General features: G+C 39.5%; 16 protein-coding genes and 1 riboswitch. Of the genes, 13 read left to right on the plus strand and 3 right to left on the minus strand.

Features of this window, described 5'->3' with window-relative positions; translation table 11 throughout:
- Positions 1-238 precede the first annotated feature (238 nt).
- Entirely contained in the window at positions 239-1,708 is a 1,470-nt protein-coding gene (locus V7083_RS08780; RefSeq protein WP_335477138.1) for a M20 family peptidase, read from the minus strand.
- Positions 1,709-2,209: 501 nt separating this feature from the next.
- Between V7083_RS08780 and V7083_RS08785 the strand changes: the two genes are divergently transcribed.
- The 7 genes from V7083_RS08785 to deoD all read left to right on the plus strand — a co-directional run bounded on the left by V7083_RS08785 (position 2,210) and on the right by deoD (position 11,459).
- Positions 2,210-3,655 carry an HD-GYP domain-containing protein gene (locus V7083_RS08785; RefSeq protein WP_335477139.1) on the plus strand — a complete coding sequence of 482 codons (1,446 nt, stop codon included), beginning with the start codon at positions 2,210-2,212 and terminating at the stop codon, positions 3,653-3,655.
- Between the two features lie 39 nt (positions 3,656-3,694).
- Positions 3,695-4,309, plus strand: coding sequence for an anthranilate synthase component II (locus V7083_RS08790; RefSeq protein ID WP_335477140.1), 615 nt, complete (start codon positions 3,695-3,697; stop codon positions 4,307-4,309).
- Positions 4,281-6,026 carry an aminodeoxychorismate synthase component I gene (pabB, locus tag V7083_RS08795; protein ID WP_335477141.1) on the plus strand — a complete coding sequence of 582 codons (1,746 nt, stop codon included), beginning with the start codon at positions 4,281-4,283 and terminating at the stop codon, positions 6,024-6,026. Before V7083_RS08790 ends, pabB begins: the two co-directional genes overlap by 29 nt.
- Before the next feature lie 203 nt (positions 6,027-6,229).
- Positions 6,230-6,715, plus strand: a complete 486-nt coding sequence (locus V7083_RS08800; protein WP_335477142.1) for a GyrI-like domain-containing protein — start codon at positions 6,230-6,232, stop codon at positions 6,713-6,715.
- A gap of 190 nt (positions 6,716-6,905) precedes the next feature.
- Positions 6,906-6,988: riboswitch (cyclic di-GMP riboswitch) on the plus strand.
- A 110-nt stretch (positions 6,989-7,098) separates the two neighbouring features.
- Entirely contained in the window at positions 7,099-9,381 is a 2,283-nt protein-coding gene (locus V7083_RS08805) for an EAL domain-containing protein (protein WP_335477143.1), read from the plus strand.
- Positions 9,382-9,421: 40 nt separating this feature from the next.
- Complete coding sequence (locus V7083_RS08810) at positions 9,422-10,519, plus strand: GGDEF domain-containing protein (protein ID WP_335477144.1); 1,098 nt, start codon at positions 9,422-9,424, stop codon at positions 10,517-10,519.
- Positions 10,520-10,754: 235 nt separating this feature from the next.
- The gene (gene deoD / locus V7083_RS08815) at positions 10,755-11,459 is read left to right on the plus strand and encodes a purine-nucleoside phosphorylase (RefSeq protein ID WP_335477145.1); all 705 of its coding nucleotides are present in this window, start codon (positions 10,755-10,757) and stop codon (positions 11,457-11,459) included.
- Between the two features lie 39 nt (positions 11,460-11,498).
- Here the strand turns inward: deoD and V7083_RS08820 are convergent, their stop codons facing one another.
- Positions 11,499-12,710: an ROK family protein gene (locus V7083_RS08820; protein ID WP_335477146.1), complete on the minus strand. Its 1,212-nt coding sequence runs from the start codon at positions 12,708-12,710 to the stop codon at positions 11,499-11,501.
- 384 nt (positions 12,711-13,094) lie between these two features.
- On the opposite strand from V7083_RS08820, the gene V7083_RS08825 reads away from it, so the two are divergent.
- From V7083_RS08825 to nagE, 6 genes are all read left to right on the plus strand, one after another.
- The gene (locus V7083_RS08825) at positions 13,095-13,877 is read left to right on the plus strand and encodes an amino acid ABC transporter substrate-binding protein (protein ID WP_335477147.1); all 783 of its coding nucleotides are present in this window, start codon (positions 13,095-13,097) and stop codon (positions 13,875-13,877) included.
- Positions 13,878-13,939: 62 nt separating this feature from the next.
- Entirely contained in the window at positions 13,940-14,599 is a 660-nt protein-coding gene (locus tag V7083_RS08830) for an amino acid ABC transporter permease (protein WP_335477148.1), read from the plus strand.
- A gap of 15 nt (positions 14,600-14,614) precedes the next feature.
- Positions 14,615-15,361 (plus strand): amino acid ABC transporter ATP-binding protein, encoded by a 747-nt coding sequence (locus V7083_RS08835; protein ID WP_335477149.1) that lies wholly within the window; start codon positions 14,615-14,617, stop codon positions 15,359-15,361.
- A 259-nt stretch (positions 15,362-15,620) separates the two neighbouring features.
- Positions 15,621-16,994, plus strand: coding sequence for an RsmB/NOP family class I SAM-dependent RNA methyltransferase (locus V7083_RS08840; RefSeq protein WP_335477150.1), 1,374 nt, complete (start codon positions 15,621-15,623; stop codon positions 16,992-16,994).
- 187 nt (positions 16,995-17,181) lie between these two features.
- Positions 17,182-17,676 (plus strand): PTS sugar transporter subunit IIA, encoded by a 495-nt coding sequence (locus tag V7083_RS08845; protein WP_335477151.1) that lies wholly within the window; start codon positions 17,182-17,184, stop codon positions 17,674-17,676.
- 77 nt (positions 17,677-17,753) lie between these two features.
- Positions 17,754-19,196 carry an N-acetylglucosamine-specific PTS transporter subunit IIBC gene (gene nagE, locus V7083_RS08850; RefSeq protein WP_335477152.1) on the plus strand — a complete coding sequence of 481 codons (1,443 nt, stop codon included), beginning with the start codon at positions 17,754-17,756 and terminating at the stop codon, positions 19,194-19,196.
- 53 nt (positions 19,197-19,249) lie between these two features.
- Here the strand turns inward: nagE and V7083_RS08855 are convergent, their stop codons facing one another.
- Positions 19,250-20,071, minus strand: a complete 822-nt coding sequence (locus V7083_RS08855) for a PRD domain-containing protein (RefSeq protein WP_335477153.1) — start codon at positions 20,069-20,071, stop codon at positions 19,250-19,252.
- Positions 20,072-20,266 lie beyond the last annotated feature (195 nt).

The raw sequence follows: 20,266 nt of genomic DNA on the forward strand, positions 1-20,266 counted from the left end.
AGCTTCTTCCCTTTCAACAAGGAAGGGTATCTTTATAAACATTGATAGTATATCACGAAAGTATTAATCTTTTTATAGAAAAGTTGATTGCTATATGCAAAAATTTGTTAAAAAAATGTAGATAGCTTCTTCAGTAGGGAGTCTTCGTACAGTTTACACATTAAAAAGCAGAGCTAATTCAAATTTGAATTACTCTGCAGTAGTAACAGCCTATTTGTATATTTGCAAGCTACATAAATTAATCAACCGTTTCCATCCTACTGGCTTCCTTCAGTATTTCGACATAAAATTTAATGGCGTTTAAATAGTTTTCTATACTGATATGTTCATTGGTTCCATGCATTCGATTCAGGTCTTCGGAGGTAATCTGAACCGGCAGGAAGCGATACGTATTTTTGGCAATCTGGTCATAATGTTTGGCATCAGAACCGGCAAACATGAGGTAAGGGGCTACGACCGCATCTGTATAAACATTTCGGGCAGCCTGCTGGATCGATTTAAATGGCCAGCCGTCAATGGAGGAAACTTTTGAGGCTTCACTGCCGGTGACTGTCACCTTAATATCATCATCATCGATCGTGTCGACAATAAATTTTTTAACATCCTGCAAAGAATCCCCAGGCATTAAGCGCAGATTAATAATAGCCGTTGCCTTTTCAGGTAAGGCATTATATTGTTCTCCGGCTTGAAAAATAGTCGGAGCAATTGTAGTACGAATTAATGCTGCTGACGCAGGTTTTTGCAATAAGATTTTTTCAATGATCGGCTTGAAAATCATTTTATTGGCAAACACATATTTCATACCGAAGCTCATTTCAGGAGCCACATATTCAAATAGATCTTTTCCCGGTCCTCGGAGCTCACCTTTGAATTGGGTATCTTCAAGTTTGGCAATGGCACTTGCTATACGGCCAATATTGGTGTGATCCTTTGGCTGGGAGGAATGGCCACCACTGCCTTCAATGGTCAATTCGGCAGTTGCCGAGCCTTTTTCAGAAATGCCGACAACACCGACCGGTTGCTTCACGCCCGGAACCATATTTTCCACGATTGCTCCGCCTTCATCTAAGACGTAATCAAACATGATCCTCCGCTTTTTTAAGGTAGAAACGATTTTGTTCGCCCCTTCATTTCCCCCGATTTCTTCGTCAAAACCAAACATGAAATAAAGATCCCGATTGGGTGTAAAGTCATTTGCCAATAAGTAATCCACAGCTTGGAGAATACCGATTACCCCGATTTTATCATCAAGCGTTCCTCGACCCCAGATCTTTCCGTCAACCACTGCTCCGCTAAATGGATCCTGATCCCACTTCGATTCCGTATCTTTTAACACGGGAACCACATCATAATGGCTTGTCAGGCCGACTGGATTTTTACTAGAATCCGACCCTTTCCATTTGAAAACTAAGCCGTAGCCATTTATCTTTTCAAAATCAAGCTTCTGAAAAACAGTCGGATAACTTGTATGCAAAAATGCGATAAACTTGTCAAATTCCTTGAAATCAAACTGACTGTGGTCCTGGTAGGAAACGGTCTTAAAGGTAATAGCTTTCGATAAATGCTCTACCGCTTCTTCTTGATTAAGAGTGGTATTAGTAGGATGAGGCGATGGTTGTTTTGATTTAATGGTAATGGTGTTGTATCCCGTTACAATGATGAATAGAAGGATGAGACCAAGCAAAATCCATACTATCTTCTTCCTCAAATAAATTCCCCCCACATAATCATATACTTCTATTCTATAATATTTTTTAAAAATTTTGACTATTATTTTAATACTATGAGCAAGCTCACTAGAGTATGTGGAAAAGGGCCAGTTGGTGACAGGCACCGCTCGTGGACAAATGAGGGGTATTTGTCCACGGTGGGTGGACAAGTTGTGTCTAGAAATTGGCAGTTGTTGATAGGTTGGTCATTTGTGTTGAATACCTGGTAATTTTTGTTGATAACAGGTGAATTTATGTTGATATATCGAATATTCTTGTCGATACCGAATCAAATACCGATTTGATTCCATCCAATCAGCCCCTTAAAACGCGCAAAAATGGCTAAGATATACGATCTAAATGATCAGGTATTAAATGGGTGAATAATTAGCTCCCTTCTATAAATGTTGGAAAAAACTATTTCAAGATAAAGTTTTCTATTCACTACTAACACGCTATGCTACTATAGACTAATGGACTAGGTTTTATGGAGGGTTTTTATGAAAAGACACAGCTATCTTGGGCCATTAGCAGCAGTGATCATTCCCTATCTTGTATTTGAAGTTTTGTATTCTGGTGTTCTAAAAGACACGATGTATATGTTTCCCAATGGGCATTTTTATATTGTCAGCGTGGTATCGATTTTAGCGAGTATGATTTCAATTGCCATCGGGGTTGTCGGAGTCAGAATTCGGAATATTAAGGTCAGCTTTCTATCTCTATCCTTTTTATCCTTAGCTATCCTATTTTCGATTCATGGATTATCTACGCCGCATTTTTTACTTGGAAGTACCCGCTTGCCAGGTATATCGGCGCAATTAAGCATGTTATTGGCTGCTAGTTGGATGTCCTTATCGGCTCTGCCTTCTGACAATCGTGTTATTGAATTTTTCTCAAAGCATCAGCGTTACCTTCATTCGGTTTGGACTGTTATGTTGTGTATATTTGGAACAGTAGGAATGATGTATCCAAACTTGGCAAATTTGATCCCATTAAATGTAAAACCACTTAATATCCTCATTACAGCAGTGGTTTTTCTATTAAATGGTTTTACGATTTATCGCTATTATTATTCATATCGTTATTCGCGCTTTCCATTGCAAATTGCCATAGTGTACAGTTCCGGCTGGATTACTGTCTCTCAAATTATCATGGTAAGAGGGGTTTTATGGGCCTCTAGTTGGTGGATTTATCACTTTTTATTACTAGCATCGATGATTGTGATGATAATAGGTTTGTATAAGCAATATTCGGTAAAGGGGACGCTTGTCAATTCCGTTCGCTCCCTTTTTACAAATGATCCGTTTGAACGGGTTACCCATAGTATTATTCCAAGTGTTAAAGCTCTTGTTACAGCTACAGAAAAGAAAGATACCTACACAGCAGGGCATACATTGCGTGTAACCATGTATGCTCTTAAACTGGCAGAAGAACTTCACTTAAAGCCGGAACAGCTTCGAATTATTGTTCAGGGAGGGCTCGTCCATGATGTTGGAAAAATAAGAGTCCCGGATACGATTTTAAATAAACCAGGCAAATTAACTGCAGAGGAACGGGTTAGAATTGAAAGACATCCGATTGATGGGTATGATATGTGTAGAGATCTTGGATTCATGAAGGATGAATTGGAAATCATCCGATTCCATCATGAAAAATGGGATGGGACTGGATATCCCGACCAATTAAAAGGTCAAAAGATTCCATACTTTGCAAGAATTGTTGCAGTGGCAGATGTTTATGATGCTTTAACTTCTGAGCGAGCATACCGGAAACCATGGCCGCACCAAAAAGCCATGGAATACATTAAAGAAAATAGTGGCACTCATTTTGATCCACAGTGTGTGATGGCATGGGAGAGGTTATGCGAACGAAATCCATTAGTATATGAGTATCCATCCCAATTTATCAAAGACCCAGAAACGATTCATAAGCTTACTGCATTATAATAACTCCAATACTACGAGAAATGGAGACAGAAATATCTTATGATACTCGTGATTGATAATTATGATTCATTTACATTTAATTTAGTGCAATATATTCGAAAAATTGGTGAACAGGTGATTGTCAAACGGAATGACGCCATTACACTGGAGGAAATCCGTCAGTTGAAACCAGACCAGATCCTCATTTCACCAGGACCAGGCAACCCGGATTCTTCAGGAATTTGCTTAGAGGTAGTCAGAACCTTTTATCAAGAGATTCCAATATTGGGTGTATGCCTGGGTCAGCAAATTATTGCTCAGGCCTTTGGAGGGTTGGTGAAAAAATCAAGCAAGCCTATGCATGGAAAAACCTCAAGCATCATCCATGACAAAAAAGGGTTATTCAACGGCCTGCCATCTCCCATGCGGGTCACCCGTTATCATTCATTAGTCGTGGACGAGGACGTATTGCCATCGTGCTTGGAAATTTCCGCCCGAAGTGAGGATGACGAGATCATGGCAATTCGCCATCACCAATACCCAATCGAAGCCGTTCAATTTCACCCAGAGGCTATTCTCACAGAATATGGCTTAGAGATGCTAAAGAATTTCTTTAAACATACAAAGCAATATAAGGAAGAAACTGATGAAAACAGAACCTATTCTCTCATTTGAATTCTCGCATTCTGATGGAAAAATAATACCCTATACGTTTCAAAATCCTCATCGTGTGATTACAGCCTACACGATTGAAGAGGTTGAGCCTTGCCTTCGGTTGGTGGAGGACGCTGTTGAACAGGGATTCTATGCTGCTGGGTTTCTTTCTTATGAAAGTGCCCCTGCCTTTGATCCTGCGTACATGGTCCACAAAGGGAACAAATTGCCATTACTTTGGTTTGGCATTTTTCAAGAACCCGACCATCTGCCGTTAAACAGTTCAGGTACGTACACTTTGTCAGAATGGAAGCCTTCTATCGAAATAGAAGAGTATAACGCTGCTATTGATTCGATAAAACAATCGATTGAGGATGGCGTCACTTATCAAATTAACTATACAATCCGGTTAACCTCGCAATTTCAGGGAGATGAAATGGCCTTTTTTGAAAATCTAAAAAGGGGGCAAACCTCAAACTATTGTGCCTATCTGCATGCAGGGGACCACAGCATTTTATCCGCTTCACCTGAATTATTTTTTCATTTGAAAGGGGACAAAATCGTCACCAGGCCAATGAAAGGAACGGTAAAACGGGGAAAGACCTTAAATGAGGATATCACCAATGCCAATTGGCTCTATCACTCCGAAAAAAACCGTGCTGAAAATGTAATGATTGTCGATTTATTGCGCAATGATCTAGGGATGATCGCCGAACCGGGAACGGTTGAAGTGGAAAGCCTTTTTGATATTGAACAATACCCAACGGTGCATCAAATGACTTCGACCATTTCAGCGCAGGTTTCCGAGCAGGTCACCATTTTTGATGTCTTTAAGGCACTGTTTCCGTGTGGCTCCATTACCGGTGCTCCCAAGGTTAGTACGATGAACATTATTGCTGAGTTAGAAACAGCACCACGTGAAGTGTATTGCGGTGCAATAGGTTTTATTACTCCTCAGAAGGAAGCTGTTTTTAATGTTCCAATCAGAACGGTCATCATTGATCAGCACTCCGGCGAAGCCACCTATGGGGTGGGCGGAGGTGTTACTTGGGATTCTACTGCCGAAGGAGAGTACCAAGAAATCTTGGCAAAAGCGAAATTGTTGAGTGAGAATCGTCCGCCATTTCAATTGCTGGAAAGCATTTTACTAGAGAATGGAACGTATTTTTTACTGGCAGAACATCTGAAACGATTGGAAGATTCTGCACAGTATTTCGGTTTCATTTATAAAAAAGGGAACGTGGAAGAATCTTTGCAGCAGTTTGCCATGCAAAATCAACTAGGCTGCTATAAGGTTCGCTTGCTTTTATCACGTGACGGTTCACTAATAATGGAAGGCCAGTCTATTATGCCAATGGATGAACCGTTGCAGGTAATGGTGGCTAAACACCCTATCGATAAAAATTCTCCTTTTTTATATCATAAAACAACGAACCGAATGATTTATTCTGACTTTCAGCAGAATAAGCCGAAAGATGTTTTTGATGTGTTGCTGTGGAATGAGAGCGGGGAGCTGACTGAATTCACTAATGGGAATATTGTCATAGAAATGGATGGTCAGTATTGGACACCTCCAGTGGAGAGTGGCCTTCTTGCAGGAACCTATCGGAATAGGCTAATTAAATCTGGGAAAATCCATGAAAAAATTCTCACCAAAGCCGATTTGAAAAAATGCACGCGGGTGTGTTTTATTAATAGTGTACGGAAATGGATCGATGTACAGGTACAAGAGCATTAGGAAGGGGGCAACTACCAAGATTAGGTGTTGCCCTTTTCATGTGCCTTTTTTTGTTTTATACTATAAATATAAGTGACTGGTAAAATATTACTCGCAAAAAGTATTTTTATCCCTTGCTCCCATAGATTTTTCAAAAAAGTAGATTTTGGTAATCCAACTTGTTCAGAAATGAGCAAAGTTTTTTGAAAAAGGGGGAAATAATAATGGCCAATATTGAGCTGCTTGAACAAATGATTCAGCCTGTATTAACGATTAGGGTAAAAACGACAATGGATCTGCTGCCAAAATTGATTGGTGAAAGCTTCATGCAAATTACCTCATATTTGAATGAGCTTGGAGAAGGTCCGATTGGTGCTCCTTATGCAGCATACTATAACATGGATATCCAGAATGTTGAGGTAGAGGTAGGTTTCCCGGTAGCTGGTTTGTTCCCAGACCGTGACAAAATAAGGGCAGGTCTGATTCCTCCCGGTAAGGTAGCTTCCTACATGTATAAGGGGCCCTATTCCGAAATGGAGTCCGCCTATCAGGAAATCATCAATTGGATTGCAGACCATGGATATGAAAGAAGCGATGTCTACTATGAATATTATTATAATTCTCCCGGCGAAGTAGAAGAAAGCGAACTGCTGACTAGAATTGTGATTCCTTTGAAGAGGAATAAAGTGAAACAGCAACAAAATGATTAGAAATAAAGGCTTGTCACCTGCTCGTAAAGAAGCGGGTGACAAGTTTTTTTAATATAAACTTCAAAGGTTATATGGTTGTATTTACCATTAGTACATGTGGCGGAAATTAGGTATTATGAACTAATAAATACCATACTTGTATACTAAAAAACACTATATTATTCTATATATCAATGTTAAAATAAAATATATTTGATCAGGGCAAACTCATTGAAAGATGAGGACGCAAAACTGCAGACCTACGGGATAACCTATGGTGGCTGAGTTACCGAAGGGTTAACTTTTGCAAACCGAAGAGATATTTCCAAAGTGGAAATAGCTCTTTTTGTTTTTGAAAAAATGATTGTGAACGTACGTACATACTTATAACGTGAGGGATTACGATGATTACATCTGGACGAGCAGCATTAATCGCCTTATTACTGACCAATTTTTTATACTTTTGCTGGACGCTGATTTTTAAAGATATTGAATCGTTGAGGGCGATAGGTGTAGCAGTTTTTCCTATATTTGGAGGAATCCTAAGCGGTATTTGGCTCTTTAAAGCCTATCGGAAAATATCAGATAAAAGCAAATATTTTTGGATGCTACTTTGTATCGGATCCTTCCTGATTGTAGTGTCCAATTTTGTTTACCTCTTTGTCCAGGTAACTACCGGAAAAACCGACTTTCCTTTATTCACTTCGTTTATATGGCAAGCGGGCTATATCTTTTACTCCATTGCATTAATGTATAAAACGAAATTGTGGAGTGGCCCTTTTTTGAAAAATCCACATTTATTTAATATTTTTATTTTCATGATAAGTGCCACGGTGATTAGTATTCATTACTTAATTAAGCCTATATTGGGGGCTGTTAGTCAATCTTTCCTAGCGACTTTTCTCGCTGTGGCTTTACCGTTAACTGATTTAACGATTTTGTTTATTACCATATTACTATTTCAACTATCGCAGCATCATAATGAGAAATTTCCCATCTTCCCACTTACGATTGGATTTTTTATTCAAATTATTGCCGATACCATTTATGTATTTCAATTATCACACCATACATATATTCCAGGAAACGTGGTTGATGTTTTATATTTACTAGCAATAATGGTCATCGGTCTGGTTGGACTATATGCGGAGGATCAATCCTCCGAACTTAAATGGGAGCTTGAAAAACCTCCTGAAGCCAAAGAGTCTCTTTTTCCAATGGTCAGTGTTCTATTTCTAATTATTTTGGAGCTTCAAAGCTATCAATGGCATGTCAACCTATTAAGTTTTGGGTTATCCATTATCTTTCCCATCATTCTGACCAGGCAGATTTTTATTATTAAAAGAAGTGAAACCATCATGAGTGAATACCAAATTTTGGCCTATTTCGATCAATTAACCGGCTTAAATAATCGGGCAAGCTTTAATGAGGATCTGGACCAAATAATGGAGATGGCAAGTGAAAACAATCGTATTGTTGGATTTCTATTAATTGATTTGGACCGTTTTAAAAATATAAATGATTCCCTGGGGCATCTATTTGGAGATCAAGTCTTAAAAAAATCTGCCGAAAAGCTAAAAGGTACTTTAGGAGAGCGTGATCATATTTATCGGTTGGGCGGGGATGAATTTATTATTATTCTTCCTGATGCGGACAGGAATAAATGTGAATATAAGGCTAAAACCATTATTCGGCAATTTTCCGAGCCTTTTGTTATAGGTGAACATGAGGTAGCTATAACTCCAAGTATTGGGATTAGTTTATATCCCGAAGATGGAAATACTGCAGAAGAGATTCATAAAAACGCTGATGTAGCCATGTATTTGGCAAAAGGAAGAGGGCGAAACAATTATAAATTTATTAATGAAGAATTGAATCAAAAGAATTCCCGCAAAATACAGCTTGAGAATGGACTAAGAAAAGCCATTGATAAAAAACAGCTTGAGGTGTATTATCAGCCAATTATTGAAATGAAATCGAGAAAAATAAAAGGTGTAGAAGCCCTATTACGTTGGAAGCACCCAGACTTGGGATGGATTTCACCGGCCGAGTTTATCCCGATTGCTGAGGAAACTGGGCAAATTGTCATGATTGGCGAGTGGGTACTGAAAAATGCCTGCCAACAGAATAAGGCTTGGCAAGATGCGGGATTATCGCCTGTGTATCTATCGGTAAATGTTTCTGTTCGACAATTTCAACATTATGAGTTTATCAAAACCGTACAAAATATCCTACGTGATACAGGTCTACAACCGGAATATCTAGAATTGGAAATTACCGAAAGCATCATGCAAAACGTAAAAGAATCGACAGAGATCCTAAATGAGTTAAAAACCATGGGAGTAAAAACGGCGATTGATGATTTTGGGACAGGCTATTCATCTTTATATATTTTACGCGAATTACCGATAAATACGCTAAAAATTGATAAATCGTTTATTGATGTAATGGCTGATTCCGAGCGAGAATCATTGGTGAAAACAATCATTGACTTAGGAGTAAACTTAAATTTAAAGGTCGTTGCAGAAGGAATTGAACACGAGCATCAGGCAAGAATATTAACAGCGCTTAATTGTAGCTACGGACAAGGCTATTTATTTTCAAAACCTCTGGATTCTTTTAGCTTTGGGATATTGCTTCATGATATGGTCGTGAAGGGTGCGCAATGGGATCATGCAGCAGGGTAAACAGTTTCGCGCTTTTATCAAGAAATAGAGAGGAACCATTATGAACGAAAAAGATACGTTAATGGAGATACCCAAGTTAAATAAATTGATCCGGAAAATAAGTTGGTGGTCAATTTTAGTTGGATCGATTCTAACATGTATAGGCTTATTGACGACTTCAGGGACTGAAAATTATATAAGGAACGTAAAGCAGTTGCTTTTTCTGCAGTCAATGATGATTACCTCCTTGTTGATTGTGATCGAAATTTTATGCCGTTTATTTAAACGGTGGAATGAATATTTCGGTTTATTGGGATTATTATTATCATTATTGGTTTACATTTGGCTTTATCCATATGTGAATGGTATTCATTTTATTCTATTTATTGCAATCGTTATTTCGGCATTATACCTTGAATATGAAAAAGTTTATTTTACAAGTGCATTATGCTTAATTTCCATTGTAGGGATGTTCTTCTTTCATAAACCTTTCTCACGTGATTTAACGGCACCTGACCTATTATTATATATTGGTGTCTACATTTGTTTTACAATTATCTCATTAGGTATTATTAGTAGAGGGAAACAATTTTTTATTCACTTGGAAAAGTCAAATAAAGAACAAGAAGAATTGCTAGTGAAAAATATTTTGATGGACAGGGCCAGTAAGATAGATCCTCTAACCGATTTATATAATCATAAAACGTTTCATGAATATCTTGAAGGGTTAATTGAACAAAGTGAAAACAATCAATTGCCCCTCCAATTGGCCATTATTGATATTGATAATTTTAAAAAGGTCAATGATAATTATGGACACTGGGTGGGGGATATTGTTTTAAAACGCGTAAGCGACCAAATTAAGGCTCATATTACACTGAACGATTTTGCCTCAAGATATGGCGGTGAAGAATTTTCGGTTATTTTTACCGAAAAAAGTATTGCTGAGTCATTTGCATTGACGGAACAATTGCGGAAAAGTGTGAGCCAGATGATTCATGAGGAATTAGATCATAAGGCAGTTACAGTAAGTATTGGATTGTCCTCTTATGATAGGGGGCTTGGGAAAGAAAACTTTTTTAAGATGACGGATGACTGTTTATATGAAGCCAAACACAATGGAAAAAATCAGACGGTTATTGCAAAGAATACAGAATAAAAATTCCCACCTGCCAAGAGGATAGGTAGGTTTTTTTTGTGCTCTTTTTTTAATAAATATAAAAAGTACAAAAAATACAAAGGAATGAATCACGTGTAAATAAGAAAGGTTGCCCACTTTTTATCACTTATGGTTTTATCTATTTACATTCCGAATGGAATAAATTACACTTTAAACGACAAAGTATTAAAGTAGAGATTTACTAATTTTGTTTTTACATAAGGAGGAATTGTTGTTGAGTACTCATATTGGTGCTAAAGAAGGAGATATTGCTGAATCCATTCTGCTTCCAGGAGATCCTTTACGTGCAAAATATATTGCCGAAACATTTTTGGAAGGGGCGGAATGCTATAATAACGTCCGTGGGATGCTTGGTTTTACTGGAACCTATAAGGGCAAGCGAGTATCGGTTCAAGGAACAGGTATGGGGCATCCATCTATTTCGATTTATGTAAATGAGTTGATTCGCTTCTATGGTGTTAAGAACTTAGTTCGCGTTGGAACCTGTGGAGCTTTAAATAAAGATGTTAAAATTCGCGATGTGATTATTGCCATGACTTCGAGCACTGATTCACAAATTAACCGCTTGGAGTTTTCCGGAATTGATTTCGCACCATGTGCAAGCTGGGATCTTCTTAAGAAAACCTACGATGCGGGTGTTGAAAAAGGCTTAAACCTTCGGGTGGGTAATGTTTTCTCATCAGATGTATTCTATCGGGAAAGCATGGATCTTTATAAAAAATTGGGCGAACATGGAGTGCTTGCGGTTGAAATGGAAACAAACGCGCTGTACACGATTGCGGCCCGTTATGGAGTCAATGCTCTTGGCGTATTAACAGTAAGTGACCACCTGTTAACCGGCGAGGAAACGACGGCAGAAGAACGTCAAACCACTTTTAATGATATGATTGAGATTGCATTGGATGCAGTAATTAAATAAATTGAAAAAGGAATTTGCCGCTATAAGGCAAATTCCTTTTTAATATTCTTCAGTAAAATAATCAAGGATCATGCAGCCGGCTCCTTGTGCCACGATTTCATAAGCGGTAGTGGATTTAATGATCCTAGTTTGAATTTGGGTATTGTGACGTAATCGCTTTTGCGCCGTTTGTGAGACTACATCGAAAAAGAGCGGTTTTGGTATTAAGGCCCCACCACAAATCACAACATCAGGCCGCAGTAGCAAAATCAGGTTGCTAAGACCAACACCATAATAATAGGCCGCATCTTGGACAACCTCGAGACTAAGCGGATCCTTTTCCTCAATCGCTTCTAAGATATGATGGAAGTCAATCTCTCCAGGATCTGTTACCCTTTCTTGCAAGATAGAATATTTTCCTCTTTTGATTTTTCGGACGACTTCATCTCGGATTGCCGGTATACTAGAGTAGGCTTGCAGACAGCCAAAAGACCCGCAGGTACAGCGGCGACCATGAATATCAACAGTCATATGCCCGAATGCATCATCAATATCATTTTTATAACTGACCATTCTGCCTTGAAAGATGGCTCCATAACGAATACCTAAATCATTAGAGACAAAAGTGAGATTATCAGTCTCCTTCCAATGATTTTTTCGATATTCGGCTAAGGCAGCAAGGTTAATTCCATTATCAAGCAACACCAAGATCTCGTTTTTTTTCTGCAAGTATTCAATAATATTAAGATTTTCCCATCCCCCAGCAGTAAATAAATGGGGATTCTTAAGGGTTCCCTGCTCACGGTCGATAGGATCAATAACTCCAATGCCGATTCCTAATAATTGCTCTTTTGCAATTTGGTGTTTTGCCAGTAATGAATCAATACATGAAGTGATATAGTCCAGTGTATATTCGCCAGTACATTCTGAGCTCATCTTTAATTTTTCAATGCCTACGATTTCTAAATTAAGATTAAGCAATAATATGGTAGTATATAAACTAGTAAGTTCCACACCGATCACATAGTTCTTATGAGGATGTATCACATACATTAACGGCTTCCGACCGCCGCTCGATTCCCCAATCCCACTATCATAAATTAATCCCTCTTGAACCAGTTCATCCAGCAACCGTGCGCAAGTTGAATGCTTATACCCGGTAAGCTCGGAAAGAGTATTAATTCTTACAGGTCCCAGTTTACGAATTAAACTATATAAAAGCTTTAAACTTTTGGTTTTTGGTGATGTTATGCCAATAAATTCCTTGAGCATCCGGTTCCTCCAGAAAATTATTCAATCTACAAGATATTTTACCCATGTTTTAAAAAAGAAGAAACCCGTTTTTCTTATATTTATAAAAAGCGAGGGAAAATTTGAAAAAATGTCTGTATTTTTATGGAAGTTTTTTTCAAAATGGATACAAGCATTATGTATTGAATTTATGCTATTAGAGGAGTAAAGCAATGGAGTCTAAACCGTTACAGTCAAAATACGGTTGGAAAAATTCAGGTACTTCTTGGAAAAGCTTATTTTGCTAATTGAAATAGACATTTTTGTGTTGTATTTCGGAATATTATAGTGTTATAATGTGGTAGTATGATAATATGGTAACGTACTAAAGGATTTTGATATTCTATTAAAGGTGGTTAACAGATTATGAAGCGTTTAGCAGCTTTATTTTTATTAATAGGTGCATTGTTCACTGTACTAACAGCGTGTTCTGGTTCTTCAACGGATTCTAAAAGCGATGATAAAACATTGGTAATTGGAATTGACGATAAATTTGCGCCAATGGGCTTCCGTGATGAGAAGAATAATATTGTCGGCTTCGATATTGACTATGCGAAGGCAGCCGCCAAAAAAATGGGTATGAAAGTTGAATTTCAGCCAATCGATTGGAAAACAAAAGAGTCTGAGTTAAGCAGTGGCCGGATTGACCTAATTTGGAACGGTTATACTATTACGGATGATCGTAAGAAGAAGGTTCTATTTACAAAACCTTATTTGAAAAATGCTCAAGTCGTTGTGACACTCTCTAATTCAAAACTATCAAAGCTGTCTGATTTGGAAGGTAAGGTTGTCGGTCTACAATCTCTTTCTTCGGCATCAGATGCATTATATGCCAACCCAATCAAGTCTAAAATTAAGACTGTTACCGAGTTTGGCGATAATGTTATGGCATTGAATGACTTAAAGAGCGGCCGCTTAGATGCCGTTGTTATTGATGAAGTGGTCATTGATTATTACATGACAAAAGAAAAGGGTGCGTTTAAAGTTCTTGATGAGTCACTTGCCCCTGAGGAATATGGTGTAGGTGTAAAAAAAGGCAATGATGCATTGCTGAAGAAGCTGCAAAATGCACTTGATAAAATGAACGAAGACGGCACTGCTGCTGATATTTCAACAAAATGGTTTGGAGAAGATAAAGTATTAAAGTAAGAATTTAGTACAAAGCAGGATTTCCAAGGGAAACCCTGTTTTGTTTTTGGAGGAAGCCTACTATGTCGTTAGATTATTTCATTTCGATCCTTGGTCCGATGCTTGATGGCGCACAAATGACAGTGCTGTTATTTATCGTGTGTATTGCTGTGTCCATTCCACTTGGATTTTTTTTGACATTGGCAGTAAGAAGCAACTTTAAACCACTGTCTTGGCTGGCGCAGGGATATGTTTATATGATGCGGGGGACGCCGCTGTTACTGCAGCTGTTATTTATTTGTTTTGGATTGCCGATGATTCCTGGAATTGGACAATATCTGGTGCTTGACCGTTTTGTGGCAGCATGCTTAGGGTTTATATTAAACTATGCAGCTTATTTTGCTGAGATTTTCCGCGGCGGGCTGCTGGCGATTGATAAAGGACAATATGAAGCAGCGCAAGTGCTTGGTTTTAACAAATGGCAAATGACGACTCGGATTATTTTACCGCAAATGTTCAGGATTGCTTTACCGGCAGTTGCCAATGAATCGGTAACGTTGGTAAAAGACACTGCTTTGTTATATGCAGTCGCTGTACCGGAGTTATTGCACTTTGCTGAAACAGCCGTAAACAGGGACTTTACGATTGCCCCATTTGTCGTGGCTGGTTTGATTTACTTATTGATGACGCTGATCTTAACTGTATTTTTTAAATGGATTGAAAGACGATTCAAATTTGAATAGAAAGGAGTGGTGGAAGTGGCTATCATCGAAGTAACCAACCTCAAAAAGTCGTATGGAAATCTGGATGTTCTGAAGCAAATTACCTTTGATGTAAATAAGAATGACGTCGTTGCTGTGATTGGTCCATCTGGATCTGGAAAAAGCACCATGCTCCGTAGCCTCGTGCATCTTGAAAAAATTGAGGGCGGAAGCATTAATGTATCAGGTGATTATCTGGTAAAGGACGGCATTTATTCCTCACCACAAGAGATTAAACGGGTTACATCAAGAATGGGGATGGTGTTCCAGCACTTTAATCTATTCCCACATTTAACCGTAAAGGAGAACCTGGAGCTCGCCCCGAAAATGGTAAAAAAGGAGCCGAAGAGTTCTGTGCAGCAGCGAAGTAAGGAAATTTTGGCGAAAATTGGGTTGACTGATCGAGCTGAGGCCTATCCGGCGAATCTTTCCGGCGGGCAAAAACAAAGGGTGGCCATCGCTCGTGCCTTGATGATGAATCCTGAAATTTTGTTATTTGACGAACCAACTTCAGCTTTGGATCCTGAGTTGACAGGTGAAGTTCTTCAGGTTATGAAAGACCTTGCCGAAGAGCACATGACGATGATTGTTGTCACACACGAAATGGGTTTCGCCAAAGAGGTTGCCAACAAAGCCATTTTTATGGACAATGGCGAAATCATTGAAACAGGTCACCCGAGTGAGCTATTTACCAACCCAAGCAACCAACGGACGAAGGCGTTTTTGAATCGGGGCTTAAAATAAAGACCAGTTCTGTAGAGCTGGTTTTTTTGTCTGTCCGAAAGAAATGAAGAATGGGGATTCAACAAAAATAGGCTGGGATTCAACAAAATAGGGAATGAATTCAACAAAAATAGGCGTAAATTCAACAACAAAGTGGCTGAATTCAACAAAATAGCAAAAAAGTCCCGTAATCAAAAAGCCGGCACCAATCAATAACTTGACTACCGTCAAATTTCGTTATACATTGAGGACAATTTGATGTTTGTTTGAGGTGTTGAAAATGGAGTTACCGAAAGAGTTTCTTTTCAAAATGCAGGAACTATTACAAGAGGAATATGAGGAATTTTTACATAGTTATGAGTTACACCGGTCGCAGGGATTGCGAGTGAATACATTAAAAATTCCTATTGAGGAATTCAAGGCAGTAAGTCCGTTTGCTTTGGAGAAGGTTCCGTGGGTCACGGAGGGCTTTTATTATTCAGAGGAGGACCGTCCCGGAAAGCATCCTTACCACGAGGCGGGATTATATTATATTCAGGAACCAAGTGCGATGGCTGTAGGTGAGTTGTTGGACCCGAAACCAGGTGAACGGGTCCTAGATCTTTGTGCTGCTCCGGGTGGTAAAACCACTCATCTAGCTTCTAAAATGAAACAACAAGGCTTTTTGCTGACGAACGAAATTCACCCGGCTCGGGCTAAAATCCTTTCACAAAACGTGGAGCGCATGGGGATTACAAATGCGGTGGTCACAAATGAAACACCTGCTCGACTAGCCCAGAGATTTCCGGCTTATTTCGATCGAATTTTAGTAGATGCTCCGTGCTCTGGAGAAGGAATGTTCCGTAAAGATCCAGACGCATGCGCCGAATGGAGTCCCGAGAATGTTGCGGTATGTGCGGGAAGGCAGCAGGAAATTCTAGGTCATGCTGCAACCATGCTTCGCCCAGGTGGCAGGCTGGTGTACTCCACTTGCACGTTCTCACCAGAGGAGAATGAAGGAACGATCAGTGAATTTTTAAAGAAGGAACCTAACTTCGAATTGGAAGAAAGTATTTTTTTTGAAGGATTTGCTCACGGTCGTGCCGACTGGGTATCCGATCCTGCACCACATCTGGATAAGTCGATAAGGATCTGGCCACACCAAGTCCGTGGTGAAGGACATTTTATGGCTGTTTTACGAAAAAAAGACGGTGAAGAGCCAGCAAAGCGGCAATATGCTAAAACCTTGAATGATCGTAAAGTTCTAAAGAGCTATTTGGAATTTGCGGACACATCGCTAACCGAAAAACCAACAGGTGACTACCTGTTATTTGGCGAACAATTATATATTTTGCCACAGGAAATGCTATCACTGGACAACCTTAAAGTTCTTCGGCCCGGCTGGCATTTGGGCACAATCAAGAGAAATCGCTTTGAACCATCTCATGCCTTAGCCCTTTCATTAAAGGGGGATCAGGTTAAGCACAAATGGAATCTTGCCGTGGATTCACGGGAAATTCAGGCTTATTTAAGGGGGGAGTCCCTCCAAGCAGAAGGTGAAAAAGGTTGGTATCTGGTTGAAGTAGATGGCTATTCACTCGGATGGGGGAAATGTTCTGATCACTTTTTGAAAAACCATTACCCTAAGGGGCTGCGGTGGACCGGAGTTTATTGAGTTAAATTTTTAGTATGAAACCGTTTACAATGCTTGAAAACTACTTTATAATAAAAGCTAATTACATAGTGATCACATGTTACTGATTCGATCAGGCATGGTGGTAAAATAAAAGGATTTTTGTGTCCTTTTGTTATACCCCCATGCCTTTTTTGTTTTTTCAAAAACCTAAGGGGTGTGTGTGGATATGAAGTTTAACTTATTCAAAAAAGTGAGTCCAATAAGCATTTATGCACCGGTCGATGGAGAAATCATTCCTCTTGAGGAAGTGCCGGATCCGGTTTTCAGTCAAAAAATGATTGGGGAAGGGGCTGCTATATATCCAAGTGGTGGAAAGATTCTAGCTCCTGTTGAGGGGAAGATCATTCAGGTGGCCCCGTCGAAACACGCCCTAGGGATTCTTGCCGAGGATGGTTCAGAGATCCTTATTCATATTGGTTTGGAAACGGTGTCTCTAAAGGGGGAGGGCTTTACTGCTCTAGTAGCGGAAGGAGACCAAGTTTCAGTCGGCCAGCCACTGATGGAAGTGGATTGGGAATTTATCAAAGAGCATGCTGATAGCACGGTAACACCAATTGTCATGACCAATGGTAGTGACAAACAAATAAATAGAACAAATGAAAAAACAGCCATTGCCGGAAAAACAGTTATTATACTAGTTCAACAGGAAAGGAGGTGGTAGCTTTCAGACAGACAGTTTATTGAATACCTGCATCATTTGCCGGAATTATTTATTATTACTTTTTGGGGGGAAATGAAATGAAAGGGTATTTACAAAGAATTGGCCGTTCGTTGATGTTGCCTGTTGCTGTTTTACCTGCAGCTGCTATTTTAATGGGGATTGGATATTGGATTGACCCGACAGGCTGGGGGGCAGGAAGTCCTATTGCTGCGTTTTTGATTAAAGCAGGGGGCTCTATTATTGACAATATCCCGATTCTTTTTGCAGTCGGCGTTGCGCTAGGGATGGCGAAAGAAAAGGATGGTTCGGCTGCCCTGAGCGGTTTGGTAGCTTTCCTAGTCGTCACCACCTTGCTGAAAACTGAAACTGTCGCCATGCTGCAGGGAATAGATGCGGCAAAGGTTGACCCTGCTTTTGCAAAAATCGGAAATGCTTTCGTCGGAATTCTTTCTGGTATTGTTGCATCGATGATGTATAACCGCTTCAGTCATGTGAAATTGCCGGATGCCTTGGCGTTCTTCAGTGGAAAACGTCTGGTTCCTATCATGACGGCTGTATCGATGTTGGTTGTTTCGTTAGTATTATTTTTTGTATGGCCATGGATTTTTACAGGTTTAGTATCATTTGGTGAAGCCATTGCAAAATTAGGTGCATTAGGTGCAGGCTTGTATGGTTTCTTTAACCGGTTATTGATACCAACTGGATTGCACCATGCCTTGAACTCCGTATTCTGGTTTGATGTGGCAGGCATTAATGATATCGGTAACTTTTGGTCCGGTAAAGGAACTCTTGGTATTACAGGCAGATATCAAGCCGGCTTCTTCCCGATTATGATGTTTGGTTTACCAGCGGCAGGTCTTGCCATGTACCACACTGCTAAGACAAAAAAGAAAAAGCAGGTGGCGTCCTTAATGTTGGCAGCTGGATTCGCTTCCTTCTTTACCGGTGTAACTGAGCCCATTGAATTTGCTTTCATGTTCTTGGCACCCATGCTTTATTTGGTTCATGCCATTTTAACCGGTATTTCCTTGATGATTGCGGCAGCTTTCCACTGGACTGCTGGGTTTGGGTTCAGTGCAGGACTTGTCGACTTTATTTTAAGTTCAAGATTGCCGCTGGCACATCAGCCATATATGCTGCTGGTTCAAGGTTTGGTGTTTGCTGTCATTTACTACTTCTTGTTCCGCTTTATCATTGTGAAATTTAACTTAGCTACTCCGGGACGGGAAGAGGATGATGAGGAGACTGTTGAAGCTAGCACATCAGGAGATGGTAGATTTGCTGCATTGGCAGCACAAATTTATGCAGGCTTGGGCGGGGATACTAATGTCATGTCTGTTGATAATTGCGTCACACGTTTAAGAATAGAAGTTAAGGATATGAATGCTGTAGATCAAAAGAAGATAAAAGCAACTGGGGTGCCGGGGATTAAAGTGGTTGGACCCAATAGCATTCAAGTCATTGTTGGTACCAATGTCCAATTTGTAGCCGATGAAATAGAGAAAATCCGCAGGAAATAAATTTAAATAAAAAGCTTGGATTGGCCGGTACACCACCATCCAAGCTTTTTTAATTAAGAGGCCGTTCGTAGCCTTTCGATATGGAGGGTAACGAACCCGAGTTCAAATTCTGGAAGGTGAATATTATGCTGACTGGAAAGATTCATTGATATCCGTTTGGCACAACTGTACGAATTTGGAAATTTTTCTACGATCATTTTTAGCATTTCATCATCCATGGTTGGTGCCGTGTGATTGTAGGCTCTTGTTAAAGTAAAGCGAAGATGGCTAATAAGGCGTTGGTAGGACAGATCATTCTCGTCAATATCAGTCCCCAGGAAGTCTTTAATAGTTTGAATCATGTCCCGAAGAATGGCTGTTTGCCGCAGTGTTTGCTTAATATCACCGCCTTGAAGCTTAGCTGTATGAAGATGCAGGGCAATATAGGCAGCCTCGTCGACTGGCAATTTGAGCTTTGTTTTTTGTTCAATATGCTGTATGGCCCACAGCCCAATGTCAAACTCCTTCTTATAAAGCATTTTGATTTCGTGGAACAGCTTATTTTTAACATGGATTCCATCGCTGACCCGTTCAATCGCGAAAGACAAGTGGTCAGTAAGCGCGATATGAATGTGCTCGTTTAATTTAGTCTGCAGTATTTCTTCAGCATAGGAAATAATCTCTTCTGATAGCTCGAAATGTTCCTCGGGGATTTGTTGAAGAAGCTGCTGAAACCTCTCTTTTTCCTTCATTACAAAGAGCTTTTCAATTTTAGTAGGATTAATGATATCATTTTTCTTTTTTTGATAGGCAATGCCAGCACCAACAGCAATTTTTTCTTCGTTTTGATCAATAATGACAACAGCATTGTTGTTAAGGATTTTTTTGATTTTCAACTGGAACCAACTCCTGTTATTCCGCTGTTTAGGCGGGAGAATGGTAGGGCTAGGCATTAGGATAAATTCGCCTGTTTTTACATAAAGAGGAGTGTTTCAAAGCACTTCGAAAGCGACACTGTTTTTCCTTTTGTTAAAATCATGTAATCTGGTTGGATTAGTGTCTTTTTTAGAGAAAATAGTTTAATCTAAAGA

Origin of the sequence: Bacillus sp. JJ1764 (assembly GCF_036962145.1) — a bacterium.
GTDB lineage: Bacteria > Bacillota > Bacilli > Bacillales > Cytobacillaceae > Neobacillus.

Excerpts from the sequence above, each read along its gene's own strand:
- V7083_RS08840 (WP_335477150.1), top strand. The coding sequence starts at position 15,621 with ATGGAGTTACCGAAAGAGTTTCTTTTCAAAATGCAGGAACTATTACAA.
- V7083_RS08820 (WP_335477146.1), bottom strand. The coding sequence starts at position 12,710 with ATGCTCAAGGAATTTATTGGCATAACATCACCAAAAACCAAAAGTTTA.
- V7083_RS08790 (WP_335477140.1), top strand. The coding sequence starts at position 3,695 with ATGATACTCGTGATTGATAATTATGATTCATTTACATTTAATTTAGTG.
- V7083_RS08805 (WP_335477143.1), top strand. The coding sequence starts at position 7,099 with ATGATTACATCTGGACGAGCAGCATTAATCGCCTTATTACTGACCAAT.
- V7083_RS08845 (WP_335477151.1), top strand. The coding sequence starts at position 17,182 with ATGAAGTTTAACTTATTCAAAAAAGTGAGTCCAATAAGCATTTATGCA.
- nagE (WP_335477152.1), top strand. The coding sequence starts at position 17,754 with ATGAAAGGGTATTTACAAAGAATTGGCCGTTCGTTGATGTTGCCTGTT.
- V7083_RS08825 (WP_335477147.1), top strand. The coding sequence starts at position 13,095 with ATGAAGCGTTTAGCAGCTTTATTTTTATTAATAGGTGCATTGTTCACT.
- pabB (WP_335477141.1), top strand. The coding sequence starts at position 4,281 with ATGAAAACAGAACCTATTCTCTCATTTGAATTCTCGCATTCTGATGGA.
- V7083_RS08830 (WP_335477148.1), top strand. The coding sequence starts at position 13,940 with ATGTCGTTAGATTATTTCATTTCGATCCTTGGTCCGATGCTTGATGGC.
- V7083_RS08800 (WP_335477142.1), top strand. The coding sequence starts at position 6,230 with ATGGCCAATATTGAGCTGCTTGAACAAATGATTCAGCCTGTATTAACG.
- V7083_RS08785 (WP_335477139.1), top strand. The coding sequence starts at position 2,210 with ATGAAAAGACACAGCTATCTTGGGCCATTAGCAGCAGTGATCATTCCC.
- V7083_RS08810 (WP_335477144.1), top strand. The coding sequence starts at position 9,422 with ATGAACGAAAAAGATACGTTAATGGAGATACCCAAGTTAAATAAATTG.